18 protein-coding genes and 1 other RNA gene are annotated in these 25,877 nt (G+C 60.1%); 13 read left to right on the top strand and 6 right to left on the bottom strand.

Annotated features, from left to right (window positions below; genetic code table 11):
* The first annotated feature begins 132 nt into the window (after window positions 1-132).
* Window positions 133-477 carry a YggL family protein gene (locus JFT86_RS27075; RefSeq protein ID WP_201239146.1) on the top strand — a complete coding sequence of 115 codons (345 nt, stop codon included), beginning with the start codon at window positions 133-135 and terminating at the stop codon, window positions 475-477.
* Between the two features lie 37 nt (window positions 478-514).
* Here JFT86_RS27075 and JFT86_RS27070 read toward each other — a convergent pair whose 3' ends face one another.
* Entirely contained in the window at window positions 515-1,711 is a 1,197-nt protein-coding gene (locus JFT86_RS27070) for a benzoate/H(+) symporter BenE family transporter (protein ID WP_201239145.1), read from the bottom strand.
* A gap of 355 nt (window positions 1,712-2,066) precedes the next feature.
* Between JFT86_RS27070 and JFT86_RS27065 the strand changes: the two genes are divergently transcribed.
* On the top strand, window positions 2,067-2,831 hold the full coding sequence (locus JFT86_RS27065) for a GntR family transcriptional regulator (RefSeq protein ID WP_103303886.1): 765 nt from the start codon (window positions 2,067-2,069) through the stop codon (window positions 2,829-2,831).
* A gap of 183 nt (window positions 2,832-3,014) precedes the next feature.
* Here the strand turns inward: JFT86_RS27065 and guaD are convergent, their stop codons facing one another.
* The 4 genes from guaD to xdhA all read right to left on the bottom strand — a co-directional run bounded on the left by guaD (window position 3,015) and on the right by xdhA (window position 9,154).
* The gene (gene guaD, locus JFT86_RS27060; protein ID WP_201239144.1) at window positions 3,015-4,319 is read right to left on the bottom strand and encodes a guanine deaminase; all 1,305 of its coding nucleotides are present in this window, start codon (window positions 4,317-4,319) and stop codon (window positions 3,015-3,017) included.
* Between the two features lie 13 nt (window positions 4,320-4,332).
* Window positions 4,333-5,190 carry a xanthine dehydrogenase accessory protein XdhC gene (xdhC, locus tag JFT86_RS27055; protein ID WP_201239143.1) on the bottom strand — a complete coding sequence of 286 codons (858 nt, stop codon included), beginning with the start codon at window positions 5,188-5,190 and terminating at the stop codon, window positions 4,333-4,335.
* Between the two features lie 117 nt (window positions 5,191-5,307).
* Window positions 5,308-7,707: a xanthine dehydrogenase molybdopterin binding subunit gene (xdhB, locus tag JFT86_RS27050; RefSeq protein WP_201239142.1), complete on the bottom strand. Its 2,400-nt coding sequence runs from the start codon at window positions 7,705-7,707 to the stop codon at window positions 5,308-5,310.
* Window positions 7,700-9,154: a xanthine dehydrogenase small subunit gene (gene xdhA / locus JFT86_RS27045; protein ID WP_201239141.1), complete on the bottom strand. Its 1,455-nt coding sequence runs from the start codon at window positions 9,152-9,154 to the stop codon at window positions 7,700-7,702. Before xdhA ends, xdhB begins: the two co-directional genes overlap by 8 nt.
* Window positions 9,155-9,421: 267 nt before the next feature.
* Here xdhA and JFT86_RS27040 point away from each other — a divergent pair, with 267 nt between their 5' ends.
* From JFT86_RS27040 to ffs, 6 genes are all read left to right on the top strand, one after another.
* Complete coding sequence (locus tag JFT86_RS27040; protein WP_103303891.1) at window positions 9,422-10,081, top strand: GntR family transcriptional regulator; 660 nt, start codon at window positions 9,422-9,424, stop codon at window positions 10,079-10,081.
* 2 nt (window positions 10,082-10,083) lie between these two features.
* Complete coding sequence (gene smc, locus JFT86_RS27035) at window positions 10,084-13,572, top strand: chromosome segregation protein SMC (RefSeq protein ID WP_201239140.1); 3,489 nt, start codon at window positions 10,084-10,086, stop codon at window positions 13,570-13,572.
* A gap of 313 nt (window positions 13,573-13,885) precedes the next feature.
* Window positions 13,886-14,749 (top strand): cell division protein ZipA, encoded by an 864-nt coding sequence (zipA, locus tag JFT86_RS27030; protein WP_201239139.1) that lies wholly within the window; start codon window positions 13,886-13,888, stop codon window positions 14,747-14,749.
* A gap of 162 nt (window positions 14,750-14,911) precedes the next feature.
* Window positions 14,912-17,269: an NAD-dependent DNA ligase LigA gene (gene ligA / locus JFT86_RS27025; RefSeq protein WP_201239138.1), complete on the top strand. Its 2,358-nt coding sequence runs from the start codon at window positions 14,912-14,914 to the stop codon at window positions 17,267-17,269.
* Between the two features lie 234 nt (window positions 17,270-17,503).
* The gene (locus JFT86_RS27020; RefSeq protein ID WP_201239137.1) at window positions 17,504-18,667 is read left to right on the top strand and encodes a putative zinc-binding metallopeptidase; all 1,164 of its coding nucleotides are present in this window, start codon (window positions 17,504-17,506) and stop codon (window positions 18,665-18,667) included.
* 177 nt (window positions 18,668-18,844) lie between these two features.
* Window positions 18,845-18,941, top strand: an RNA gene (ffs, locus tag JFT86_RS27015) — signal recognition particle sRNA small type.
* 186 nt (window positions 18,942-19,127) lie between these two features.
* Here the strand turns inward: ffs and JFT86_RS27010 are convergent.
* On the bottom strand, window positions 19,128-19,886 hold the full coding sequence (locus JFT86_RS27010; RefSeq protein ID WP_201239136.1) for a transporter substrate-binding domain-containing protein: 759 nt from the start codon (window positions 19,884-19,886) through the stop codon (window positions 19,128-19,130).
* 145 nt (window positions 19,887-20,031) lie between these two features.
* Between JFT86_RS27010 and dnaX the strand changes: the two genes are divergently transcribed.
* The 5 genes from dnaX (at window position 20,032) to JFT86_RS26985 (ending at window position 25,846) form a co-directional block, all read left to right on the top strand.
* Entirely contained in the window at window positions 20,032-22,131 is a 2,100-nt protein-coding gene (gene dnaX / locus JFT86_RS27005; RefSeq protein ID WP_201239135.1) for a DNA polymerase III subunit gamma/tau, read from the top strand.
* Between the two features lie 66 nt (window positions 22,132-22,197).
* Window positions 22,198-22,536 carry a YbaB/EbfC family nucleoid-associated protein gene (locus tag JFT86_RS27000; protein ID WP_003223337.1) on the top strand — a complete coding sequence of 113 codons (339 nt, stop codon included), beginning with the start codon at window positions 22,198-22,200 and terminating at the stop codon, window positions 22,534-22,536.
* A 274-nt stretch (window positions 22,537-22,810) separates the two neighbouring features.
* Window positions 22,811-23,845, top strand: a complete 1,035-nt coding sequence (locus JFT86_RS26995) for an NADP-dependent oxidoreductase (protein WP_201239134.1) — start codon at window positions 22,811-22,813, stop codon at window positions 23,843-23,845.
* Window positions 23,846-23,911: 66 nt separating this feature from the next.
* Window positions 23,912-24,514, top strand: a complete 603-nt coding sequence (recR, locus tag JFT86_RS26990; RefSeq protein ID WP_201239133.1) for a recombination mediator RecR — start codon at window positions 23,912-23,914, stop codon at window positions 24,512-24,514.
* A gap of 183 nt (window positions 24,515-24,697) precedes the next feature.
* The gene (locus JFT86_RS26985; protein ID WP_201239132.1) at window positions 24,698-25,846 is read left to right on the top strand and encodes an acyl-CoA dehydrogenase family protein; all 1,149 of its coding nucleotides are present in this window, start codon (window positions 24,698-24,700) and stop codon (window positions 25,844-25,846) included.
* Window positions 25,847-25,877 lie beyond the last annotated feature (31 nt).

The following is a 25,877-nucleotide window of genomic DNA, read 5'->3' as shown; positions in this document are numbered from 1 at the left end:
GCTTGTGCCTTGTCCGGGCCGGCCAATACGTTATTTTTTTACAGGCGGTCTGCTTCAGGGGCCAGAGAGGCGGGCAATCAACCGCTTAAACTGGTAAAGTGCCGGCCGTTATTACTTAAGAGGATTGTTCCAATGGCGACTAACCGTTCCCAGCGTCTGCGCAAAAAACTGTGCGTTGATGAATTCCAAGAGCTGGGTTTCGAACTGAACCTGGACTTCAAAGAAGACTTGTCTGATGAAGCCATTGACGCTTTCCTCGAAGCCTTCATCAAAGAAGCCATGGAAGCCAATGGTCTGGGTTATGTTGGCGGCGACGACTTCGGTCTGGTTTGCCTGCAGAAGCGTGGCTCGGTCAACGAAGAGCAGCGCGCTGCCGTTGAAGCCTGGCTGAAAAACCGTTCCGAGCTGACCAAGGCTGAAATCAGCCCGCTGCTGGACGTTTGGTATCCGGAAAAGCCGATCAACGCGGCTAAGTGATACTGAAAAAAACGGCGACCTGAGGGTCGCCGTTTTTTTATGCCTGCGCTTTACGCCAGTTCAGAATCAGCAGCGTCAAAACCCCCGCGACAATCCCCCAGAACGCCGAACCAATCGAAAACAGCGTCAACCCCGAAGCCGTCACCATAAAGGTAATCAGCGCCGCTTCGCGCTCCTTCACTTCGGTCATGGCAATGCTCAAGCCATTGATGATCGAACCAAACAGCGCCAGCGCGGCAATCGACAGCACCAGCTCCTTCGGCAACGCGGCAAACAGCGCCGCCAATGTGGCGCCGAACACCCCGGCAATCCCGTAGAAAATCCCGCACCAAACCGCTGCGGTGTAACGTTTGTTGCGATCTTCATGGGCGTGCGGCCCGGTGCAGATGGCGGCGCTGATGGCGGCCAGGTTGATGCCGTGAGAGCCGAACGGCGCCAGCAGCAGCGAGGCGATGCCGGTGGTGGTGATCAGCGGCGAAGCCGGGACGTTGTAACCGTCGGCGCGCAGTACGGCGATGCCGGGCATGTTCTGCGAAGTCATCGCCACCACGAACAGCGGAATGCCGATGCTGATGGTCGCCGCCAGCGAGAAGTGCGGAGTGGTCCACACCGGTGTCGCCACTTCCAGGTGGAAACCGTTGAAATCCAGCAGGCCCATGATGCCCGACAGCGCAGTGCCGATCAGCAGTGCAGCGAGCACCGCATAACGCGGCGACAGGCGTTTGACCACTAGATAAGTGAAGAACATCCCCAGCACCAGACCGGTGCGGTGTTGCGCGGCGACGAAGATTTCACTGCCGATCTTGAACAGAATCCCCGCCAGCAATGCCGCTGCCAGTGATGCCGGGATCTTTTTCACCAAGCGTTCGAAACTGCCGGTCAACCCGCAGATCGTCACCAGCACGGCGCAGGTGATGTAAGCACCGATGGCTTCGCCGTAACTGACGCCGCCGAGGCTGGTGATGAGCAGTGCCGCGCCGGGCGTCGACCAGGCGATGGTGATGGGCGTGCGATAGCGCAGCGACAGGCCGATCGAGCACACCGCCATGCCGATCGAAATCGCCCAGATCCACGAGGAAATCTGCCCGCTGGTCAGGCCCGCCGCTTGCCCGGCCTGGAACATCAGCACCAGTGAACTGGTGTAGCCGGTCATCATCGCAATGAAACCGGCGACGATGGCCGAAGGTGATGTGTCGGAAAGGGGACGCAGTTGAGTGTGCGTGGCGTCGTTCATGACGGCGGTGTTCCTTATACCAGTGAAGATGTCCCCTTAGACGCAAACCCTTGTAGGAGTGAGCCTGCTCGCGATTGCGGTGGGTCAGCCACATCACTGCTGAATGACACAGCGCAATCGCGAGCAGGCTCACTCCTACAGGGGTTGTGCGCTGAAGGCGGATTCTGTGATCAAGCCTAAACTCAATCGTAACGGATCGTTGCAATACAGCCGTGGTCACAAACAGCCATACAGTCGTGTTGCCACCATCCATTGTGTACAATCGCGCTGTTTTTTACGCGATACTTGCCAGCGACCTACTGTGCCGTATTACAGTCACGGTCTATTCGCCGCAGTTCTCCCGACTCGAGTGCCCATGAACGAACAGTTGCAACCCCTCAAGAAACAACCGCGAGCAGGCAAAGCCGGCCGTAGCGGAACCCAGGACGATATTGTCTACGCGCATATCTTCGAGGCCATCCTCGAACAGCGTCTGGCGCCCGGCACCAAGTTGAGCGAAGAAGCGCTGGGGGAAATTTTCGGGGTCAGCCGCACCATCATTCGCCGCGCCCTGTCGCGTCTGGCCCATGAAGGCGTCGTGCTGTTGCGGCCGAACCGTGGCGCCGTCGTTGCCAGCCCGAGCGTTGAAGAAGCGCGCCAGGTGTTCATGGCCCGCCGTCTGGTCGAGCGCGCGATCACTGAACTGGCCGTGCTGCACGCCACCGCCGAACAGATCGCCGAACTGCGTCAGATGGTCAACGATGAGCGCGACAGTTTCTCGCGCGGTGATCGTGGCGCCGGCATTCGTCTGTCGGGTGAGTTTCACCTGAAACTCGCCGAAGCGGCGAAAAACGCCCCTTTGATCAGCTTCCAGCGCAGCCTGGTTTCGCAGACTTCGCTGATCATCGCCCAGTATGAAAGCGGCAACCGCTCGCATTGTTCCTATGACGAGCACACCCAGTTGATCGACGCGATCGAGAAGCGCGACGGCGAGCTGGCAGTGAACCTGATGATGCATCACATGGATCACATCGACAGCAAGCTCAACCTCGATGAGGAAGGGGCGTCGGACGATCTGCATGCGGTGTTCTCGCATTTGTTGCAGACCAAGAAGCCGGGGCGCCCTGCGGCCAAGCTTTAAAGTAGACCGAGTCGTTCCAATCGCGAGGAGGCTCACTCCTACACTGGATCTCGGTGAACACAAGATTTGTGAACAACAAAGATCAACTGTAGGAGTGAGCCTGCTCGCGATAGCAATCTGACAGGCAATAAAAATCCCCCGGACTGAAAAGTACCGGGGGATTTTTTTATGCCTTGGGAAGAATCAGCGCTGATGCACCAACGCACCCGCCGCATAAGTCTGCTGCACCGTGCGGTCATCCCCCAGCGTCATCAACACAAACAACGTCTCGGCTATGTTGTTGGCCTGCTTCAAGCGATAGCTCAGCAGCGGCGTGGCGTTGTAATCCAGCACCAGGAAGTCAGCGTCGGAACCCGGTTGCAGGTTGCCGATCTTTTCTTCCAGACGCAGCGCTCGTGCACCGCCCAGCGTCGCCAGATACAGTGACTTGAACGGACTCAGGCGCGCACCCTGCAACTGCATCACTTTGTACGCTTCGTTCAGCGTCTGCAGCAGCGAGAAACTGGTGCCGCCACCGACGTCAGTACCCAGGCCGACATTCACTTTGTGCTTCTCGGCCATCGGCAGATTGAACAATCCGCTGCCGAGGAAGAGGTTCGAAGTCGGGCAGAACGAAATGGCCGACCCGGTCTCCGCCAACCGCGCACATTCGTCATCGCACAGGTGCACGCCGTGGGCGAATACCGAGCGCTCGCCGAGCAACTTGTAGTGGTCGTAAACGTCGAGGTAGCCCTTGCGTTCCGGGAACAGCTCCTTGACCCACTCGATTTCCTTGAGGTTTTCGCTGATGTGGGTCTGCATGTACAGATCCGGATATTCCGTCAGCAGTTGCCCGGCGAGGGTCAGTTGTTCCGGGGTGCTGGTCGGTGCGAAGCGCGGGGTGACCGCGTAGTGCAGACGACCCTTGCCGTGCCAACGCTCGATCAGCGCCTTGCTCTCGACGTAGCTGGACTCGGCGGTGTCGGTCAGATAGTCCGGCGCATTGCGGTCCATCATCACCTTGCCGGCGATCATCCGCAGATCAAGCTTCTCGGCCGCCTCAAAGAACGAGTTCACCGATTGCGGGTGCACGCTGCCGAACACCAGCGCAGTGGTGGTGCCGTTGCGCAGCAGTTCCTTGATGAAAATATCCGCGACATCGTCGGCGTGCTTCTTGTCGCCGAACTGACTTTCGCACGGGAAGGTGTAGGTGTTCAGCCAGTCCAGCAGTTGCTCGCCATAGGCGCCGACCATGCCGGTTTGCGGCAGGTGGATGTGGGTGTCGATGAAGCCCGGGGTGATCAGCGCATCCTGGTAATGCTCGATTTCGATGTCCGCCGGCAGCGTCGGCAGCAGTTCGCTGGCGTGCCCGAGGGCGCTGATCTTGCCGTCATCGACCACCAGCAGGCCGTCCTCGAAATATTCGTAGGAGGCTTCGATCCCCACTTCGGCAGGGTCGGCAATGCTGTGCAGGATGGCGGCGCGGTAGGCTTTGCGAGTCAGAGGCATGAGGGTTCTCTAATCAATTTGAGGCTTTGAGTTTGGCGGCTTCACTGCGGCGCGAAACGGGCAGCAGTTTGGCAATCGGTTCGGCGCTGGCGGTGTGCTGGCCGAAATTGGCGTTATAAGTGGCGATGATTTCGCCGGCGATGGAGATGGCGATTTCCACAGGCAATTTGCCTTTGACTTCGCTGATGCCCATCGGGCAGCGCATGCGTTGCACGACGCTGGCGTCGAAACCGCGATCACGCAAACGGTGTTCGAATTTGGCGCGTTTGGTCTTCGAGCCGATCAGGCCGAACCAGGTGAAATCGTTGCGCTTGAGAATCGCGGCGGTCAGCTCCAGATCAAGCTGATGATTGTGGGTCATGACGATGCAGTAGCTGCCAACGGGCAGGTCGTCGATTTCATCCACAGGCTCTTCGGCGACGATTTTACGCACGCCGTGAGGAATCTGTTCGGGGAATTCCTCTTCCCGCGAATCGATCCAGCGTACCCGGCAGGGCAGGCCGGCGAGCAGTGGCACCAGGGCGCGGCCGACATGGCCGGCACCGAACACGGCGATCTGCGCCTGCACCTGGCCCATCGGTTCGAACAGCAACACGGTGGCGCCGCCGCAGCACTGGCCCAGGCTGGCGCCGAGGCTGAAGCGCTCCAGATGGGTGTCCTGCTTGCCGCTGGCGAGCATCTCGCGAGCGATCTGCATGGCTTTGTATTCCAGGTGTCCGCCACCGATGGTGTCGAAGGTCTGGCGGGCGCTGACGACCATTTTCGAGCCGGCGTTGCGTGGCGTCGAGCCGAGTTCTTCGATGATCGTCACCAGAACGCAGGGTTCGCCCTGATTCTGCAGGTCGGCGAGGGCGTCGATCCAGTTGTACATAGTTCACCCCTACAACATCGTTGTCTGTTCGGGCCTCTTCGCGAGCAGGCTCACTCCTACATTTGGAATGCGTTCCCCTGTAGGAGTGAGCCTGCTCGCGAAAGCCGCGCCTCGGTCCTAGAGCGGAGCCAGCTCGGTTTCAGCCTCGACCGCTTTCACGGTTTTGAGCTGGCGCATCTGTTCGCATCCCCACAACACCCGCTCCGGCGTCGCCGGCGCATCGATCTGCGGCTGATGCTTATAGTCACCCAGACTCGCCACCGCATCCTTGATCGCGCACCAAGACGCAATCCCGAGCATGAACGGCGGCTCCCCGACAGCCTTGGAATGGAACACCGTGTCTTCCGGGTTCTTGCGGTTTTCCACCAGCTTCACCCGCAGGTCGAGCGGCATGTCCGCCACGGCCGGGATCTTGTAGCTGGCCGGGCCGTTGGTCATCAGCTTGCCTTTGTTGTTCCAGACCAGCTCTTCCATGGTCAGCCAGCCCATGCCCTGGATGAAACCGCCCTCGACCTGACCGATGTCGATGGACGGGTTCAGTGAGGCGCCGACGTCGTGAAGAATGTCGGTACGCAGCATTTTGTATTCGCCGGTCAACGTGTCGACGATCACTTCGCAGCACGCCGCGCCGAAGGCGAAGTAGTAGAACGGACGGCCACGGGCCTGGCTGCGGTCGTAGAAGATTTTCGGGGTCTTGTAGAAACCGGTGCTCGACAGCGACACCTGATTGAAATACGCCTGCTGGATCAGCGCTTCAAAGGTCAGGATGTGGTCGCGCACGCGCACATGACCGTTGTGGAATTCGACGTCTTCGTCGCTGACCTTGTAATGGCGCGCAGCGAATTCGATCAGGCGTTTCTTGATGATTTCCGCCGCGTTCTGCGCCGCTTTGCCGTTCAAGTCAGCACCGCTGGAGGCGGCGGTTGGCGAGGTGTTCGGCACTTTGTCGGTGTTGGTCGCAGTGATCTGCACACGGTCGATTTCGACCTGAAACACTTCGGCCACGACCTGCGCGACCTTGGTGTTCAAACCCTGGCCCATTTCCGTGCCGCCATGGTTCAGGTGGATGCTGCCGTCGGTGTAGATATGGATCAGCGCACCGGCCTGGTTCAAGAAGCTCGCGGTAAAGGAAATACCGAATTTCACCGGCGTCAGCGCCAGACCTTTTTTCAGAATCGGGCTGTTGGCGTTGTAGCGACGGATCGCTTCGCGGCGCTCGTGATACTGGCTGCTTTCTTCCAGCTCGGCGGTCATCTCTTCGAGCATGTTGTGCTCGACGGTCTGGTAGTAATGGGTGACGTTGCGCTCGGTCTTGCCGTAGTAGTTGGCCTTGCGCACGGCGAGCGGATCGAGGTTGAGGTGACGGGCAATCGCGTCCATCACTTCTTCGATCGCGACCATGCCTTGCGGGCCACCGAAACCACGGTAAGCGGTGTTCGACGCGGTGTTGGTCTTGCAGCGGTGACCGTGGATGGTCGCATCGCCCAGGTAATACGAGTTGTCCGAGTGGAACATCGCCCGGTCAACGATCGAGGCGGACAAGTCCGGCGAGCAGCCGCAGTTGCCGGCCAGATCCATATTGATCCCGTGCAGGCGCCCGGTGCTGTCGAAGCCGACGTCGTACTCGACATAAAACGGGTGACGCTTGCCGGTCATCAGCATGTCTTCGACGCGTGGCAGGCGCATCTTGGTCGGCTGACCAGTGAGGTGCGCGACCACGGCGCACAGGCACGCCGGGCTGGCGGCCTGAGTTTCCTTGCCGCCGAACCCACCGCCCATGCGGCGCATGTCGACGACGATTTTGTTCATCGACACGTCGAGCACTTCGGCGACCAGTTTTTGTACCTCGGTCGGGTTCTGTGTCGAGCAGTAGACGATCATGCCGCCGTCTTCGGTCGGCATCACCGAGGAGATTTGCGTCTCCAGGTAAAAGTGTTCCTGACCGCCGATGTGCAGCGTGCCCTGAATGCGGTGTTCAGCCGTCGCCAGTGCCGAGACGGAATCGCCGCGCTGGTGAGTGTGGCTGTCGAGCACGAAGTGGCGTTTGCGCAGCGCTTCGACCACGTCGAGCACCGGCTCCAGATCTTCATATTCGATGATCGCGGCCATGGCGGCCTTGCGTGCGGTTTCCAGATCTTTCGCAGCAACGGCCAGCACCGGCTGACCGACAAACTGTACGTCGTCGATGGCCAGCAGCGGATCGCCGGGCATCAGCGGACCGATGTCTTTCAGGCCGGGGACGTCTTCGTGGGTGATCGCGATGCGCACGCCTTCGAAGGCGTAGCAGGGCTTGGTGTCGATGCTGATGATTTTCGCGTGGGCACGGTCCGACATGCGTGCGTACAGGTGCAACTGGTTCGGAAATTCCAGGCGATCATCGATGTACTGCGCTTCACCGGACACATGCTTGGCGGCGCTGTCATGCTTGACGCTGCGGCCGACACCGGTGGTCAGATCCCTGGCGAACAACTCGGCCAGTTCAGCTTGGGTTTTTTCTACGCCGTGATGATTAGACATAAGCGGTCACCCGAGTCTCGATGTGCGGTGTTTGCAGTTCGATGAAGTATTTGCGCAGCAGGTTCTGCGCGCTGAGCAGGCGATATTCCTTGCTGGCGCGGAAGTCCGAGAGCGGTGTGAAATCTTCGGCCAGCGCAGCGCAGGCACGTTCGACTACGGCATTGTTGAACGGCGCACCGATCAGCGCGGCTTCACAATGGGCGGCGCGTTTCGGGATCGCAGCCATGCCGCCGAACGCCATGCGCGCATCGGTGATCACGCCGTTTTCGACGCGCAGGTTGAATGCGGCGCAGACGGCCGAGATGTCGTCGTCCAGACGCTTGGAGACTTTGTACGCGCGGAAGCGTTGTTCGGCTGTGGCGCGCGGCACGATGATTTTTTCGATGAACTCGCTTTCCTGGCGGGCAGTGACTTTGTAGTCGATGAAGTAATCGTCGAGGTTCAGGGTGCGCCGGGTTTCGCCCTTGCACAGCACAACCTGTGCGCCGAGGGCGATCAGCAGCGGTGGCGAGTCACCGATCGGCGAGGCGTTGCCGATGTTGCCGCCGAGGGTGCCCTGATTGCGGATCTGCAGCGAGGCGAACCGATGCAGCAGTTCGCCGAAGTCCGGGTACTCGGCGTTCAACGCTTCGTAGCAGTCGGAGAGGGCGGTTGCAGCGCCGATTTCGATACGGTCTTCGAAGGTGTCGATGCGCTTCATTTCGGCAACGTTGCCGACGTAGATCATCACCGGCAGGGTGCGGTGGAACTGAGTGACTTCCAGTGCCAGATCGGTGCCGCCAGCGAGCAGGCGCGCTTGTGGGTAAGCGTCGTAGAGGTCGGCCAGATCGGCGACGGTCAGCGGCACCAGGCAGCGCTTGTCGCCACTGTTCAGTTCGCCGATATCGGTCGGGGCGATGGCTTTCAGGCAGGCGATGGTTTCCGCTTCACGGGCGTCGAACTGATCCGGTTGTTTGCCGCAGCAGGATTGCTCGGCCGCCGCCAGAATCGGCCGGTAGCCGGTGCAGCGACAGAGGTTGCCGGCCAGCGCTTCGTGGGCCTTGGCATGATCCGGTGCATCGCTGTTCTTTTGCAGGGCGAACAGCGACATGACGAAACCGGGGGTGCAGAAACCGCACTGCGAGCCGTGGCACTCGACCATGGCTTTCTGCACGCTGTGCAGCTCGCCTTTGTGCTTGAGGTCTTCGACGCTGATCAGTTGTTTGCCGTGCAGTGACGAAACAAACGTCAGGCACGAATTGAGGCTGCGATAGCGAATGTGTTCGCGACCGTCGTCATCCGTTTGCAACTCGCCGACCACTACGGTGCAGGCGCCGCAGTCGCCGCTGGCGCAACCTTCTTTGGTGCCGGATTTACCGACGTGTTCACGCAGGTAATTGAGCACAGTCAGATTCGGGTCCAGGGCGTGCTCGCTACGGAGTTCCTGGTTAAGTAAAAACTGGATCACGGAAGGCCTCGCAGACTCATTATTGTTGTTAACCGACGTGAACCGAATTTAGCAGGTCTGACTTTTCGGTCAATGGTTTTCTGACTTAAAGGTCAGGAAAATTCGTTTCGTCGATCAACAACGTGTCTATTCAGTATTGACCCTCATCGGATCCCCTGCTTTTTTGCGGGATTCGTGCCAAAACCGCCGAGTGGGCACTCCGCCATGACCGTGCATTTGCGCTACACTGCGCCGCTTGTGCAGATCGATAGAGTTTGAAGGACAACCATGACGTTCAAGGCGCCGGACAGCCTCGCCGAGCAAATTGCTCACCACCTCGCCGAACGCATCATTCGTGGCGAAATGAAGCCGGGAGAGCGCATTCAGGAGCAGAAGGTCACGCTGGCACTCAATGTCAGCCGCGGATCGGTCCGCGAAGCCTTGCTGATCCTCGAACGCCGCCACCTGATCGCGATCCTGCCGCGCCGTGGCGCGCATGTCACCGAACTGACGCCGCACAAGGTGCAGAGCCTGTGCACGCTGATGAGCGAGCTGTACATCTTGCTCGGCAACTCGGTGGCCAACGGCTGGCAAGTCCAGTCCGACATGGCGCCGTTCGTGCAGATCCAGCAGCGCCTGACCGCGAGCTACGAACGTCAGGACATCCGCAGCTTTGTCGACGACAGCTTCAGCGTGATGCGCGCCGCCTATCCGTTCGCCAATAACCCGTACCTGCAAGAGACCGTGGAGAACCTGCAACCGGCCATGAGCCGTGCGTATTTTCTCGCCCTTGAACAGCGCAAGGCGGAAATGAGCGAGTTCCTCGAACTGTTCGAACGCCTGCTGGCCGCTGTGCTCGCCCGTGATTTGCCGCAGATCCGCATCGTGCTGACGGCTTACGCCCAGCGCAGCTGCGATCTGGTGGTGTCTGCCCTGACGGTCGCCTAAGCGTGCGGCTCAAGTGCATCAAACTGGCGGGATTCAAATCCTTTGTCGACCCGACCACGGTGAACTTCCCCAGTAACATGGCGGCGGTCGTCGGGCCGAACGGTTGCGGCAAGTCGAACATCATCGACGCCGTGCGCTGGGTGATGGGTGAAAGTTCGGCGAAGAACCTCCGTGGCGAGTCGATGACCGACGTCATCTTCAACGGATCGACCAGCCGCAAACCGGTGAGTCAGGCGAGTATCGAGTTGGTCTTCGACAACTCCGATGGCACGCTGCTGGGCGAATACGCGGCCTACGCGGAGATTTCCATTCGCCGCAAAGTGACCCGCGACAGCCAGACTACTTATTACCTCAACGGCACCAAATGCCGTCGTCGCGACATCACCGATATCTTCCTCGGCACCGGCCTCGGCCCGCGCAGCTACTCGATCATCGAGCAGGGGATGATCTCCAAGCTGATCGAATCCAAGCCCGAAGACCTGCGCAACTTCATCGAAGAAGCGGCGGGCATTTCCAAGTACAAGGAGCGCCGGCGCGAGACTGAAAACCGCATCCGCCGCACCCACGAAAACCTTGCCCGCCTGACCGACCTGCGCGACGAACTCGAGCGTCAACTCGAACGCTTGCACCGCCAGGCCGAAGCGGCGAAGAAGTATCAGGAATTCAAGGCCGAGGAGCGTCAGCTCAAGGCGCAACTGTCGGCCCTGCGCTGGCAGGATCTCAACGATCAGGTCGGCCAGCGCGAGTCGATCATCGGCACCCAGGAAATCAGTTTCGAAGCGCTGGTTGCCGAGCAGCGTAATGCTGACGCGGCCATCGAACGCCTGCGCGACGGGCACCATGATCTGTCCGAGCGCTTCAATCTGGTGCAAGGGCGCTTCTATTCGGTCGGCGGCGACATCGCCCGGGTCGAACAGAGCATCCAGCACGGTCAGCAACGTCTGCGCCAGTTGCAGGATGATCTGAAAGAAGCCGAACGCGCACGTCTGGAAACCGAATCGCACCTGGGCCACGATCGCACGTTGCTGCTGACCCTCGGCGAAGAGCTGGACATGCTCACGCCTGAGCAGGAAGTCACCAGCGCTGCCGCCGAAGAAGCCGCCGCTGCGCTGGAAGACTCCGAAAGCGTCATGCACGGCTGGCAGGAGCAGTGGGACACGTTCAACCTGACCGCCGCCGAACCACGCCGTCAGGCCGAAGTGCAGCAGTCGCGCATCCAGCAGTTGGAAACCAGCATGGAGCGTCTCGCCGATCGGCAGAAACGTCTCGGCGAAGAACGCGCGCTGCTCTCGGCTGATCCTGAAGACGCGGCGATCATGGAGCTCAACGAGCAACTCGCTGAATCCGAAGCGACGCTTGAAGATTTGCAGACCAGCGAAGAAGCGCAGGTTGAAAAGCTTGAGCAACTGCGTCAGGAGTTGCAGCAGGCGCTGACCGCGCAGCAGCAGGCGCAAGGTGACTTGCAGCGGCTCAATGGTCGCCTGGCATCGCTGGAGGCCTTGCAGCAAGCTGCGCTTGATCCGGGCACCGGCACCGCCGAATGGCTCAAGGAACACAACCTCGCCGAGCGTCCGCGTCTGGCCGAAGGCTTGAAGGTTGAGGCCGGTTGGGAGCTGGCGGTGGAAACCGTGCTCGGCGCCGATCTGCAAGCGGTGCTGGTCGACGACTTCAGCGGCTTCGATCTGTCTGGTTTCACTCAGGGCGATTTGCGCCTGCTCAGCCCGGCCAGCGATGGCGTGCGGGTGGCGGGCAGCTTGCTGGACAAGGTCGATGCACAGATCGATCTGTCGCCGTGGCTTGGCCAGGTCAAACCGGTCGATAGCCTGGAGCAAGCGCTGGCCTTGCGCGGGCAGTTGAGCGCTGGCGAAAGCCTGATCAGTCGCGACGGTTACTGGGTCGGTCGGCATTTCCTGCGTGTGCGTCGGGCCAGCGAAGCGGAAAGCGGCATGCTCGCCCGTGGCCAGGAAATCGAAGCGCTGCACCTCGAGCGCGAAGAGAAAGAAGCCACGGTCGAGGCCATGGAAACTCGTCTGCAAACCCTGCGTGCGCAACAGCGTCAGCAGGAAAACGGCCGCGAACATTTGCGTCGTTTGCTGCAAGACGAAGCGCGCCAGCAAGGTGAACTCAAAGCCCAGTTGTCTGCGGGCAAAGCCAAGGCCGAACAGCTGACCTTGCGCCGTACGCGCCTCGATGAAGAACTGGTCGAACTCGGCGAACAGCGCGAACTCGAGCACGAGCAAGTCGGCGAAGCGCGCATGCAATTGCAGGAAGCCCTCGACGCGATGGCACTGGACACCGAGCAGCGCGAAATGCTCCTGGCCCAGCGCGACAGTCTGCGCGAGCGCCTCGATCGCGTGCGTCAGGAAGCGCGTCAGCACAAGGATCACGCACACCAATTGGCCGTGCGCCTCGGCTCGTTGCGCGCCCAGCACGACTCCACGCGTCAGGCGCTGGAACGTCTGGAAATGCAGGCCGAGCGCCTGACCGAAAAGCGCGAACAGTTGAGTCTGAATCTGGAGGAGGGCGAGGCACCGCTGGAAGAACTGCGCCTGAAACTCGAAGAGCTGCTCGACAAGCGCATGACCGTCGACGAAGAACTGAAGACCGCGCAGATCGCTCTGGAAGACGCCGACCGCGAACTGCGCGACGCAGAAAAGCGCCGGACCCAGGCCGAGCAGCAATCGCAGCTGATCCGTGGTCAACTCGAACAGCAACGCATGGAATGGCAGGCCCTGACCGTGCGCCGCAAGGCCTTGCAGGATCAATTGCTCGAAGACGGCTACGATCTCAATGGCGTGCTCGCGACGTTGACCGCGCAAGCCAGTGAACGCGAAGCCGAAGAAGAACTCGAAAGGATCAATGCGCGGATTCAACGCCTGGGCGCGATCAACCTCGCGGCCATCGATGAATACACGCAACAATCCGAGCGTAAACGTTATCTGGATGCCCAGGACGCCGATCTGGTCGAAGCACTGGAAACCCTGGAAAACGTTATCCGCAAGATCGACAAGGAAACCCGTAACCGTTTCAAAGATACCTTTGATCAGATCAATGGCGGTTTACAGGCACTTTTTCCAAAAGTTTTCGGTGGCGGGCGCGCGTATTTGGAACTGACGGGCGAAGATCTACTCGATACAGGGGTAACGATCATGGCGCAGCCGCCAGGGAAGAAGAACAGCACCATCCATTTGCTCTCCGGCGGGGAAAAAGCCCTGACCGCGCTGGCACTGGTTTTTGCCATCTTCAAGTTGAACCCGGCGCCGTTCTGCATGCTCGATGAAGTTGACGCACCGCTGGATGACGCTAACGTTGGACGCTACGCACGCTTGGTCAAAGAGATGTCGCAGACCGTGCAGTTCATCTATATCACCCACAACAAGATCGCCATGGAAATGGCTGAGCAGTTGATGGGTGTAACGATGCATGAGCCGGGTTGCTCGCGACTGGTAGCCGTGGATGTCGAGGAGGCGATGGCGATGGTGGACGCCTAGCGGCGCAGCTTCGAGCGATAAGCTGCGAGCTGCAAGAGAAGAGCTTGTGGCTTATAGCTCGAGACTTGCAGCTGAGCTGCGCAAAGATGACAACAGGCTGACTATTTGAATGAAAGTGGCAAATCGACACAATTTGCGCAGCGATTTCGACAGACGGTGTAAAGTTGTCTTTGGTCGTGCTAGTTTAATGTCAATTTTTCGTATACGTGGGCAAAACGCCTGTCAGAACATAGAGTTGGCGCCACGTTTTAAAGCGGTTTGCACAATGTAAACCCCTTATTTTTCAGCATTTTTTATAGAGGCACGGGATTACATGGAAATCGGTCTGCGCGAGTGGCTGATCGTCATCGGCATCATTGTGATAGCCGGTATTCTTTTCGATGGCTGGCGCCGTATGCGCGGCGGCAAGGGAAAACTGAAATTCCGTCTTGACCGAAGTCTGTCCAACCTGCCGGACGAGGACACCGGCGCCGAGCTGTTAGGCCCGGCCCGTGTGCTGGACACACATAAAGAGCCGCAACTGGACGAACACGATCTGCCGTCGGTGAGCATGCCGGCCCGCGAAGCACGCGAGCCTCGCGAATCCGGTTCGAAACGTGGCAAGCGTGGCAGCAACGGTCCGGCGCAGGGCGACCTGAACCTCGACCTCGATCTGGACGGCGGGCCGAGCTTCAGCAGCCGTGACGACGACTTCGTCGAAGACAGCAAGCCTTCGCCTGCCGTAGTCGACAAGGATCAGCCGCAAGCCGAAGAAGTGTTGGTGATCAGCGTGATCTGCCGCGACGCTGCCGGCTTCAAAGGCCCGGCGCTGTTGCAGAACATCCTGGAAAGCGGTCTGCGTTTCGGTGAGATGGATATTTTCCACCGTCACGAAAGCATGGCCGGCAACGGTGAAGTGCTGTTCTCCATGGCCAATGCGGTCAAACCGGGCATCTTCGATCTGGACGACATCGACCATTTCAGCACCCCGGCGGTGAGCTTCTTCCTCGGCCTGCCAGGCCCGCGTCATCCGAAGCAGGCTTTCGATGTGATGGTGGCCGCCGCTCGCAAGCTGTCGCAGGAACTGAACGGTGAGCTGAAAGATGATCAGCGCAGCGTGCTGACCGCGCAGACCATCGAGCACTACCGTCAGCGCATCGTCGAATTCGAACGCCGCGCCCTGACCCAGAAGCGTTAAGGCCAAGATCAAAAGATCGCAGCCTCGTTTCACTCGACAACTCCTACAGGGATTGCGATTTTCTGTAGGAGCTGCCGAAGGCTGCGATCTTTTGATTCTGCTGCCAGTGATATATGAATTAGAGCAGCCTCGGCTGCTCTTTTGCTTTATGAGAGAACACCCATGACCGCCGCCAAAAACCGCATTCTAGAGCTGCGCGCTGAACTCGATCAGCACAACTACCGCTATCACGTCCTCGACGAGCCGAGCATTCCGGACGCCGAGTACGACCGGTTGTTCCACGAGCTCAAGGCGCTGGAAGCGGCCAACCCGGAACTGATCACCAGCGACTCGCCGACTCAGCGTGTCGGCAGCGTGGCGCTCACCGCGTTCACCCAGGTGCGCCACGAAGTGCCGATGCTCAGTCTCGGCAACGCCTTCGAAGAAACCGACATGCGCGAGTTTGATCGCCGGGTGACCGAGGGTCTGGATCTTCCGGTCGGCGACTTGTTCGGTGGCGGCGCGGCGGTGGAATACAGCTGCGAACCGAAGCTCGATGGTCTGGCTGTCAGCTTGTTGTATCAGGATGGCGTGCTGGTACGCGGCGCCACGCGCGGTGACGGCACCACCGGTGAAGACATCAGCGTCAATGTGCGCACCGTGCGCAACATTCCCCTGAAGCTGCATGGTGAAGGCTGGCCGGCGACGCTGGAAGTGCGCGGTGAAGTGTTCATGTCCAAGGCCGGTTTCGAGCGCCTTAATGCCTCGCAACTGGAAGTCGGCGGCAAGACCTTCGCCAACCCGCGCAACGCTGCGGCCGGCAGCCTGCGTCAGCTGGATTCGAAGATCACCGCCAACCGTCCGCTGGAATTCTGCTGCTACGGCATTGGTCAGGTCTCCCACGATATTTCCGACACCCACATTGGCAACCTCAAGCAGTTGCAGAAATGGGGCATGCCGATCAGTCACGAACTGAAACTGGCCAAGGGCATCGGCGAATGCCTCGATTACTACCGCGACATCGGCGAACGGCGTAATTCGCTGGCCTATGAAATCGACGGTGTGGTGTTCAAGGTCAACAGCATTGCCGATCAGCGCGAACTGGGCTTCCGCGCCCGCGAACCGCGTTGGGCCATCGCGCATAAATTCCCGGCCATGGAAGAACTCACCGAGCTGCTCGACGTGGAATTCCAGGTCGGCCGTACTGGCGCCGTCACGCCGGTGGCGCGGCTGAAACCGGTCAAGGTGGCCGGTGTCACCGTGGCCAATGCGACGTTGCACAACATGGACGAAGTTGCGCGGCTGGGCCTGATGATCGGCGACACGGTGATCATCCGTCGTGCCGGTGACGTGATCCCGCAAGTGGTGCAAGTGGTCACCGAGCGCCGCCCGGAAAACGCCCGGCCAGTAGCGATCCCCGAGAGCTGCCCGGTCTGTGGCTCGCACGTTGAGCGCACGCAACTGATCAAGCGCAGCAAAGGCAAGGAAACTGTCAGCGAAGGCGCGGTGTATCGCTGCGTCGGCCGTCTGGCGTGTGGCGCGCAACTGAAGCAGGCGATCATTCACTTCGTCTCGCGCCGGGCAATGGACATCGAAGGCCTGGGCGACAAGAGCGTCGAGCAACTGGTCGACGAAGGTCTGGTCAGTTCGCCAGCCGATCTGTACGCGCTGAAATTCGACGACATCGTCGATCTGGAAGGCTTTGCCGAAGTCTCTAGCAATAAACTGCTGGCGGCCATTGAAGACAGCAAGAAGCCGGGGCTGGCGCGGTTCATCTATGCGCTGGGCATTCCAGATGTCGGCGAAGAGACGGCCAAGGTACTGGCGCGCTCGCTGGGTTCGCTGGAGCGTGTTCAGCAGGCTTTGCCGCAAGTGCTGACCTACCTGCCGGACGTCGGTCTGGAAGTGGCGCACGAGATTCACAGCTTCTTCGAAGATGCGCATAACCAGCAGGTCATCACTGAGCTGCTCGGCCATGGTTTGCAGATTCAGGATCAAGGCGAATTGGGCGCCGAGTTTGCTGCCAGCACCACGCTTGGTGGTTTCCTCGACAAACTGCACATCCCTTCGGTCGGCCCGGGCGGCGCGCAAAAACTGGCGGACAAGTTTGGCTCGCTGGAAGCGGTGATGAACGCCGACTGGCTAGACATGCGTCAGGCGCTGCCGGAGAAACAGGCGAACTCTGTGCGTGAGTTTTTCGCCTTGCCTGAGAATCGGCAACTGGCGGAAGAATCCGAGAAACAACTGCGCGATTTCGGCATGCATTGGCAGAGCGAGAAGAGGGTCGTCGAAGGTTTGCCGTTGTCCGGCGAGACTTGGGTGCTGACCGGCAAAGTCGAATTGATGAGCCGCGATGTCGCCAAGGAACATCTGGAAAGCCTCGGCGCGAAAGTCGCCGGTTCGGTGTCGGCGAAAACCCACTGCGTGGTAGCGGGACCGGGCGCTGGTTCCAAGCTGACCAAGGCCAATGAACTGGGTGTGAAAGTGATGGACGAAGAAGCGTTCATCGCCTTCCTCAAAACCCACGGCCTTCAGGTCTGACGTAAAACCCTGTGGTGAGGGGATTTATCCCCGTTCGGCGACGCAGTCGTCGCAAAACCATACGGCTCGGTACACCTGATTTACCGCGTTTTATGGATTTGGGGTCGCTTCGCAACCCAACGGGGATAAATCCCCTCGCCACAATGGTGTTATCACCTGTTTGCGCTGTTTTGGGTGGGAACGATGTTGTCATCGGAATGATCTAGTCTTGGCAAGCCCCAGGGAGAGATCGCCATGTACCGCTTTTTCGAGCAACTCAGTTCCCGCATCGTCGCGCCGTTCATGGGCGAGTCTTCACGCAACAGCAAAGTCTGGCCGTGCCGCTGTGGCCAATCGCTGTTCTTTCGCAACAGCCAATGCCTGGCCTGCAACGCGTTGCTCGGCTATCAAGCCGAAGAAAGTCGCCTGACCTCGCTGCAGCCGGGGCCGCAGGACGGCACCTGGACGCTCGACGCCGATCCCGACGCCGGGCTGTTCCGCCGCTGCGCCAACCTCGACACCCCGGCGGCGTGCAACTGGCTGCTGCCGGCCAACGACCACGACAGTCTGTGCGTCGCCTGCAGCCTCAATCGCACCATCCCCGACCTTTCTGACCCGGATAACCCCGAGCGCTGGCGCAAGGTCGAAATCGCCAAGCGTCGTCTGGTCGCGCAACTGATTACCCTCGGCTTGCAGGTCATCCCGAAAACCGTGGATGAAGAGTCCGGGCTGGCCTTCGATTTCATCGGCGTCGACCTCGAAGGCAATGCGCCCATGACCGGCCACGCCAACGGCCTGATCACTCTCGACATCAAAGAAGCCGACGACGCCCACCGCGAGCGGGTGAGGGCGCAGATGCATGAGCCGTATCGCACGCTGCTTGGGCATTTTCGCCATGAAGTCGGGCATTACTACTGGGATCGGCTGATCGCCAACGGTCCGTGGCTCGAATCATTCCGCAACCTGTTCGGCGACGAGCGCGCCAGTTACGCCGAAGCACTGGATCGCCACTATCAACAAGGCGCGCCGCTGGACTGGCCGCAGCAGTACGTCAGCGCCTACGCGACCATGCACCCGTGGGAAGACTGGGCAGAAACCTGGGCGCACTACCTGCACATGATGGACGCCGTGGACACCGCGCTGGGTTTTGGCATGAGCGCACGGGAAATGGATTTCGATTACCAGCCGTTTCCCACCAGCACGCTCTACGATCCGCAACATCCCGGTGGCGAGTCGTTCCTGTCGTTCGTCAACGCGTGGATCGAACTGGCGGGGATGCTCAACGAACTGTCACGCAGCATGGGCCAGCCGGATTTCTACCCGTTCGTGCTGCCGGCGCCAGCGATCACCAAGCTGCACTTCATTCATCTGGTGATCCAGCAGGCCGGTGGTCGAGCGGATGAAGTATTGGCGCTGTAACGTCAAAAGATCGCAGCCTGCGGCTGTGCACGGATCCATGCAGGAGCTGCCGCAGGCTGCGATCTTTATGTCTTTGAACGCATTCATATTTTTAATCTGGACAGAACGGTTGTAACTTCGTCTCAGATAGGTACAATGGCGCGGCTCGCCGACAGGCAAGCGTCGTTATGGTGACCCCATCGGTCCCCCCGCAACGATTACCCGTGAACCTGGTCAGAGCCGGAAGGCAGCAGCCACAGCGGGAACATTGTGTGCCGGGGTGTGGCTGGTGGGGTTACCACCTTAACGAACAATCGAACGCTTCAAACAGAACTGCATGGGTTTCGCCCACTGCGGTTTTTTTGTGTTTGTGATTTAACGGTTCACACAAATCCCCTGTAGGAGTGAGCCTGCTCGCGATGGCGTCCTGTCTGCTAAAAATGTGTTGGCTGATACACCGCTATCGCGAGCAGGCTCACTCCTACAGGGGTTGGCGGTCGTTCTCAGGACTACCGGTATAGAGCCGGATAATCTCATCAATCTCCCCCGATGTTTTCATCCGCAGCAACGTGCGCAATATCCGCTGCACTGGCACTTTCGGGTCATTCCTCACATAGCAACCGACCTTCTGTTCTTGCAGCACTGCCACCCCTTGCAGTTGTTGCTCGGGCATCAAGCGCTGGTTGAACCAGTCCAGCGTCCACTGATTACTCACGGCATAGCGATAACGCCCGGCCAGCAGTTTCTCCAGCACCTGCTCCTGATTGCGCGCATCTTCGCGGTGCAGTTGATTGGCATCGAACAGCGGTTGCAGGGTGGGGTAGGTGTAGCCGAGCACGGTGCCAATCGACTGGGGCGACAGGCTCGCCGGGTCAACATGGGCTGGCTGACTTTGGCGGCTGATCAGCAAATCGCGCTGAAACAGCAGCGGAATGCTCCAGATGTAATCCCCCGACTGATTCGGCAGCCATGACTGTGCGGCGTAGCAGCGCACATCAATCTCGCCGTGCTCCATGGCGGTCTGCACCCGGGCGCGGGGCAGGACGTGAAATTGCGCCGGCACGCCGACCTGCGTGGCCAGGCTGAGCATGATGTCGTAGAGAATGCCCTGGGTCGGGCGGCCGCGTTCGAATTGCACCATGGGCATCGCCCAGCTGTCGGGCATGGCGAAGCGCAGCGGGGTTTCCGCTGCCGTCACGCTCAGGCTGATTCCCAGTAGTGCCCCCAAGGCCCAACGCATAAACGCTCCGGTAATTCCCGATCCCGAGCCGATAAAAGCCTCTGCTCATGCAGCTTAGCCACATTAGACGAGGACACCGGATGCAATTTTGCCCTTGCTCCGCTAGCATTAGCCGCTTCAGCTTCCTTCGTTGCGACGGTTTTCGATGAGTTATCAGGTTCTTGCACGTAAATGGCGTCCGCGCTCGTTCCGCGAAATGGTCGGCCAGACCCATGTGCTCAAGGCTCTGATCAATGCCTTGGACAGCCAGCGGCTGCACCACGCGTACCTGTTCACCGGTACGCGCGGGGTGGGTAAAACCACGATTGCGCGGATCATTGCCAAATGCCTGAACTGTGAAACAGGTATCACTTCCAGCCCGTGCGGCGAGTGCTCGGTGTGCCGTGAAATCGATGAGGGCCGCTTTGTCGACCTGATCGAGATCGACGCCGCGAGCCGCACCAAGGTCGAAGACACCCGCGAACTGCTCGACAACGTGCAGTACGCCCCAAGCCGTGGGCGCTTCAAGGTCTACCTGATCGACGAAGTGCACATGCTTTCCAGCCATTCCTTCAATGCGCTGTTGAAAACCCTTGAAGAGCCGCCGCCGTACGTCAAGTTCATCCTGGCGACCACCGACCCGCAGAAACTTCCGGCAACGATTTTGTCGCGTTGCTTGCAGTTCTCGCTGAAGAACATGACGCCGGAACGTGTGGTTGAGCATCTGACCCACGTGCTGACAGCCGAAAACGTGCCATTCGAAGACGATGCACTGTGGCTGCTCGGTCGCGCTGCTGACGGTTCGATGCGTGATGCCATGAGCCTGACTGATCAGGCCATTGCATTCGGTGAAGGCAAGGTTCTGGCCACAGACGTGCGTGCGATGCTCGGCACGCTGGATCACGGTCAGGTCTACGACGTGCTGCATTCGTTGATCGAAGGCGATGCCAAGGCGTTGCTCGAAGCCGTGCGCCACCTGGCCGAACAAGGCCCGGACTGGAACGGCGTGCTATCGGAAATTCTCAATGTGCTGCACCGCGTGGCCATCGCTCAGGCGCTGCCGGAGGGTGTCGACAACGGCCATGGTGATCGTGACCGGGTGTTGGCATTGGCGCATGCCTTGCCGGCCGAAGACGTGCAGTTCTATTACCAGATGGGTTTGATTGGGCGTCGCGACTTGCCGCTGGCGCCGGATCCGCGTGGCGGTTTCGAAATGGTCCTGCTGCGAATGCTGGCCTTCCGGCCGGCGGATACGGTGGACGCGCCGAGGCAACCGCTAAAGCCAGTGGGGATCAGCCAGGCCACAGTTGATTCCGCAAACTCCGTGGCTGCCGCGCCTGAACCTGCGCCGGTAGTCGCTGCGGCTGTTGCACCCACACCTGCACCAGTGCCAGCTCCCGTGGTTGCGCCTGCTCCGGTTCCCGAGCCTGTGATCGCGGCGGAGCCGCAACCAGCGCCGGAACCCGAGCCTGAGCCAGTTGCGGTTGAAGCGGTGGTCGACCTGCCGTGGAACGACCCGGTTGAGCCTGAACCTGAGCCCGAGCCTGCGCAGCAACCCGCTGTCGAACCCGTACTGGAAACCGCCGCCGAGCAGCCCGAGTTGCCGCCGATGCCGCTGCCGACCCCGGACAGCGTCGTCCCGGATGCACCGGAGTGGGCCGCTGCGCCGATTCCCGAGCCGTCGGTCGCCGACGTCGATGCCGCAACACCGGGCATGGACCTCGATGACGAGCCGCCGCTAGACGAAGACTACATCGAGCCGGACATGGATTCGGCTTATAGCTATCTCGACGAACTGGCCAGTGAACACGCGGCCGAGCCGGCACCGGAACCCGAGCCGGAACCTGCGGCGGCACCTGCCACTGGTCTGGCGTTGCAGTGGCTGGAGTTGTTCCCGAAATTGCCGATCTCCGGCATGACCGGCAGCATCGCCGCCAACTGCACATTGATCGCAGTTGATGGCGACCATTGGCTGATGCACCTCGACCCGGCGCACAGTGCGCTGTTCAACGCCACGCAGCAGCGTCGTCTCAATGATGCGTTGAACCAGTTCCACGGCCGCACGCTGAGCCTGACCATCGAACTGATCAAGCCCGAGCAGGAAACCCCGGCCCAGGCCGCGTCCCGCCGCCGAGCCAACCGTCAGCGCGAGGCGGAGGAGTCGATCCACGGCGATCCGTTCATCCAGCAGATGGTTCAGCAGTTCGGCGCGGTGGTGCGACACGATACTATTGAACCTGTCGACGCCTTGGTCGCCCAAGGCTAATAACTGAAGGCGCTCGGTCTTGTGACCGGGCGCTGTTTTGATCCAAGTACTTTTGAGGTGATTCCCATGATGAAAGGTGGCATGGCCGGCCTGATGAAGCAGGCGCAGCAGATGCAGGAAAAAATGGCCAAGATGCAGGAAGAACTGGCCAACGCCGAAGTCACCGGTAAGGCCGGCGGCGATATGGTCACCGTGGTGATGACCGGTCGTCACGACGTCAAGAGCGTGAGCATCGACCCAAGCCTGGTTGAAGGCCTGAGCGAAGACGACAAAGAGATGCTGGAAGCCGTGGTTGCCGCCGCCGTCAACGACGCCGTGCGCAAGATCGAAGCCAACAGCCAGGAAAAAATGGGCAGCATGACCGCCGGCATGAACCTGCCAGCCGGTATGAAACTGCCATTCTGATTCGCCAATCGGCGGCAGATGAGCTACACAAAATGCCAGGCCTTGCGCCTGGCATTTTTGTTTCTGGCTGGTTCAACACCAGCCCCTGTAGGAGCTGTCGAGTGAAACGAGGCTGCGATCTTTTGATCCTGACTTCTATAAGCAAAATCAAAAGATCGCAGCGTGCCGCAGCTCCTACATAAATCTCGTGCAGTGTCGAAACATCGAACCCACCCATGCTGCAACGGTCTGCTCCCTATACCCGCTGAATTCACCATTCACAGGAGACGCTGACATGTCCGACCCTCTGACCCTCAACCAACGCTTTGTCCTGGCCTCGCGTCCGGTGGGCGCACCGACCCCGGAAAATTTCCGTCTGGAGCGCGAAGCGTTACCGGATCTTGAAGAAGGGCAGGTGCTGCTGAAGACCCTGTACCTGTCGCTGGACCCATACATGCGCGGACGCATGAGCGACGCTCCGTCCTACGCTGCACCGGTACAAATCGGCGAAGTGATGACTGGCGGTGCTGTCAGCCGTGTCGAGGACTCACGGCATCCGAAATTTCATAAAGGCGATCTGGTGGTCGGCGCCACAGGCTGGCAAAGCCACAGCATCAGCGACGGCCGCAATATCATTCCAATCCCGTCCGGGCTGCCGAGCCCGTCGATGGCCCTGGGTGTGCTCGGTATGCCCGGCATGACCGCCTACATGGGCCTGATGGACATCGGCCAGCCGAAAGAGGGCGAGACCCTGGTGGTGGCGGCAGCGTCGGGCGCGGTTGGCTCGGTGGTCGGGCAAGTGGCCAGGATCAAAGGGCTGCGCGCTGTGGGTGTGGCGGGCGGTGCCGACAAGTGTAAGTACGTTGTCGAGGAACTGGGTTTCGATGCCTGCATCGATCACAAGGCGGCGGATTTCGCCGAGCAACTGGCCAAGGCTTGCCCTAAGGGCATCGACATTTATTACGAGAATGTCGGTGGGCACGTTTTCGACGCGGTCGTGCCGTTGCTCAATCCCAAGGCGCGCATTCCGTTGTGCGGGCTGATCGCCGGTTACAACGCCTCTGAGGCGCCCAAGGGCCCGGATCGCTTGCCGATGCTGCAACGAACGCTGTTGACCAAGCGTGTGCGGATTCAGGGCTTCATCGTCTTTGATGACTACGGTGATCGTCAGCCGGAATTCATCAGCCACATGGTGCCGTGGGTACGCGATGGCAAGGTGAAATTCCGCGAGGACGTGGTCGAAGGCCTGGAGCAGGCGCCCGAGGCGTTTATCGGTCTGCTGGAGGGGCGCAACTTCGGCAAACTGGTGGTGAAGGTCGCCCAGGACTGAGTATTTGACGCTGGCCAGAGGCGCGGGTATAAACCGCGTCTCGTTGTTTTGTCGGACTTTTTACCCATGAGCTTCAGCCCTTTGATTCGCCAACTGATCGACTCCCTGCGAATTCTGCCGGGTGTCGGTCAGAAAACTGCCCAGCGCATGGCGTTGCAGTTGCTCGAACGTGACCGCAGCGGCGGTCTGCGTCTGGCTCAATCCTTGAGTCAGGCCATGGAAGGGGTCGGTCACTGCCGCCAGTGCCGCACGCTGACCGAAGACGATCTGTGCCCGCAGTGCGCCGATACTCGCCGCGATGACACGCTGCTGTGCGTGGTCGAAGGGCCGATGGACGTGTATGCGGTCGAGCAGACCGGTTTCCGTGGGCGCTACTTTGTGCTCAAGGGGCATTTGTCACCGCTGGATGGGCTCGGACCTGAGGCGATCGGCATTCCGCAGCTGATGACGCGGATCGAAGAGGCGGGGACGTTTACCGAGGTTATTCTGGCCACCAACCCGACAGTTGAGGGTGAGGCGACGGCGCATTACATCGCGCAGTTGCTCAACAACAAAGGTTTGATCGCTTCGCGGATCGCCCACGGGGTGCCGTTGGGTGGTGAGCTGGAACTGGTGGATGGCGGCACGCTGGCACATTCGTTTGCCGGCCGCAAACCGATCACTCTCTGAGTCCTGTATTGCTTGTTCTGGCCTCATCGCGAGCAGGCTCACTCCTACATTTGGAATGCATTCCCCTGTAGGAGTGAGCCTGCTCGCGATCAAAGCGCCTCAGTCTTTCAGGTTCACACAATTGTGTTGAAAACCAAGCAAGCGCTCGGTTAACGTCGGCGAACCCTTCAGTGGAGTTCGCCGATGCCTGCCTTTCAGGAATACTTCGATCCCAGCCACCAAATGGTCCGCGACAGCGTCAGACGTTTCGTCGAGCGCGAGATCCTGCCGGACATCGATCAGTGGGAAGAAGCCGAAAGCTTTCCCCGTGAGTTGTACCTGAAGGCCGGCGCCGCCGGCATCCTTGGCATCGGCTACCCCGAAGCGCTGGGCGGCAGCCATGAGGGCGACCTGTTCGCCAAGGTCGCCGCCAGTGAAGAACTGATGCGCTGCGGCTCCGGCGGCCTGGTGGCGGGGCTGGGTTCGCTGGATATCGGTCTGCCGCCGATCGTCAAATGGGCGCGGCCGCAAGTTCGCGATCGCGTAGTCCCGCAAGTGCTCAGTGGCGAGAAGATCAGCGCGCTGGCGATCACCGAGCCCGGCGGCGGCTCCGACGTCGCCAACCTGCAAACCCGCGCCGTGCGTGACGGCGACTTCTACCGGGTCAGCGGCAGCAAAACCTTTATCACCAGCGGCGTACGCGCCGACTTCTATACCGTCGCGGTACGCACGGGTGCGCCAGGTTTCGGCGGCATCAGTCTGCTATTGATTGAAAAGGGTACGCCGGGTTTCACCGTCGGCCGTCAGTTGAAGAAAATGGGTTGGTGGGCGTCGGACACGGCGGAATTGTTCTTCGACAATTGCCGGGTGCCAGCAGGAAACCTGATCGGTGCCGAGAACATGGGCTTCGCCTGCATCATGGGCAACTTCCAGAGCGAGCGGTTGGCGTTGGCGCTGATGGCCAACATGACCGCGCAGCTGGCGCTGGAGGAGGCGCTGAAGTGGGCGCGGGAGCGTGAGGCGTTTGGCAAACCGATCGGCAAGTTCCAGGTGATCAAGCATCGCCTCGCCGAAATGGCCACAGCGCTGGAAGTGTCGCGGGAATTCACCTACCGGCAAGCGGCGAAGATGGCGGCGGGGCAGAGTGTGATCAAGGAGATTTCCATGGCCAAGAACTTCGCCACGGACACCTCGGACCGGATCACCAGCGAAGCGGTGCAGATTCTTGGCGGGCTGGGTTATATGCGCGAGAGTCTGGTGGAGCGGCTGTATCGGGATAACCGCATCTTGTCGATTGGCGGCGGGACGCGAGAGGTGATGAACGAAATCATCAGCAAGCAGATGGGCCTTTAGGATTTCAGGTGGGACTGCTGGCCTCATCGCG

Origin of the sequence: Pseudomonas sp. TH06 (genome assembly GCF_016651305.1) — a bacterium.
Classification (GTDB): Bacteria; Pseudomonadota; Gammaproteobacteria; order Pseudomonadales; family Pseudomonadaceae; genus Aquipseudomonas.
Note: the sequence above shows the minus strand (reverse complement) of the source record. Positions and strands in the feature narration are given on the sequence as shown.

Coding starts and splice junctions, on each gene's coding strand:
- JFT86_RS27020 (WP_201239137.1), top strand. CDS start 17,504: ATGTACCGCTTTTTCGAGCAACTCAGTTCCCGCATCGTCGCGCCGTTC.
- JFT86_RS27010 (WP_201239136.1), bottom strand. CDS start 19,886: ATGCGTTGGGCCTTGGGGGCACTACTGGGAATCAGCCTGAGCGTGACG.
- JFT86_RS27070 (WP_201239145.1), bottom strand. CDS start 1,711: ATGAACGACGCCACGCACACTCAACTGCGTCCCCTTTCCGACACATCA.
- JFT86_RS26995 (WP_201239134.1), top strand. CDS start 22,811: ATGTCCGACCCTCTGACCCTCAACCAACGCTTTGTCCTGGCCTCGCGT.
- xdhB (WP_201239142.1), bottom strand. CDS start 7,707: ATGTCTAATCATCACGGCGTAGAAAAAACCCAAGCTGAACTGGCCGAG.
- JFT86_RS27075 (WP_201239146.1), top strand. CDS start 133: ATGGCGACTAACCGTTCCCAGCGTCTGCGCAAAAAACTGTGCGTTGAT.
- dnaX (WP_201239135.1), top strand. CDS start 20,032: ATGAGTTATCAGGTTCTTGCACGTAAATGGCGTCCGCGCTCGTTCCGC.
- JFT86_RS27065 (WP_103303886.1), top strand. CDS start 2,067: ATGAACGAACAGTTGCAACCCCTCAAGAAACAACCGCGAGCAGGCAAA.
- JFT86_RS26985 (WP_201239132.1), top strand. CDS start 24,698: ATGCCTGCCTTTCAGGAATACTTCGATCCCAGCCACCAAATGGTCCGC.
- recR (WP_201239133.1), top strand. CDS start 23,912: ATGAGCTTCAGCCCTTTGATTCGCCAACTGATCGACTCCCTGCGAATT.
- xdhC (WP_201239143.1), bottom strand. CDS start 5,190: ATGTACAACTGGATCGACGCCCTCGCCGACCTGCAGAATCAGGGCGAA.
- guaD (WP_201239144.1), bottom strand. CDS start 4,319: ATGCCTCTGACTCGCAAAGCCTACCGCGCCGCCATCCTGCACAGCATT.
- ligA (WP_201239138.1), top strand. CDS start 14,912: ATGACCGCCGCCAAAAACCGCATTCTAGAGCTGCGCGCTGAACTCGAT.
- JFT86_RS27040 (WP_103303891.1), top strand. CDS start 9,422: ATGACGTTCAAGGCGCCGGACAGCCTCGCCGAGCAAATTGCTCACCAC.
- JFT86_RS27000 (WP_003223337.1), top strand. CDS start 22,198: ATGATGAAAGGTGGCATGGCCGGCCTGATGAAGCAGGCGCAGCAGATG.
- zipA (WP_201239139.1), top strand. CDS start 13,886: ATGGAAATCGGTCTGCGCGAGTGGCTGATCGTCATCGGCATCATTGTG.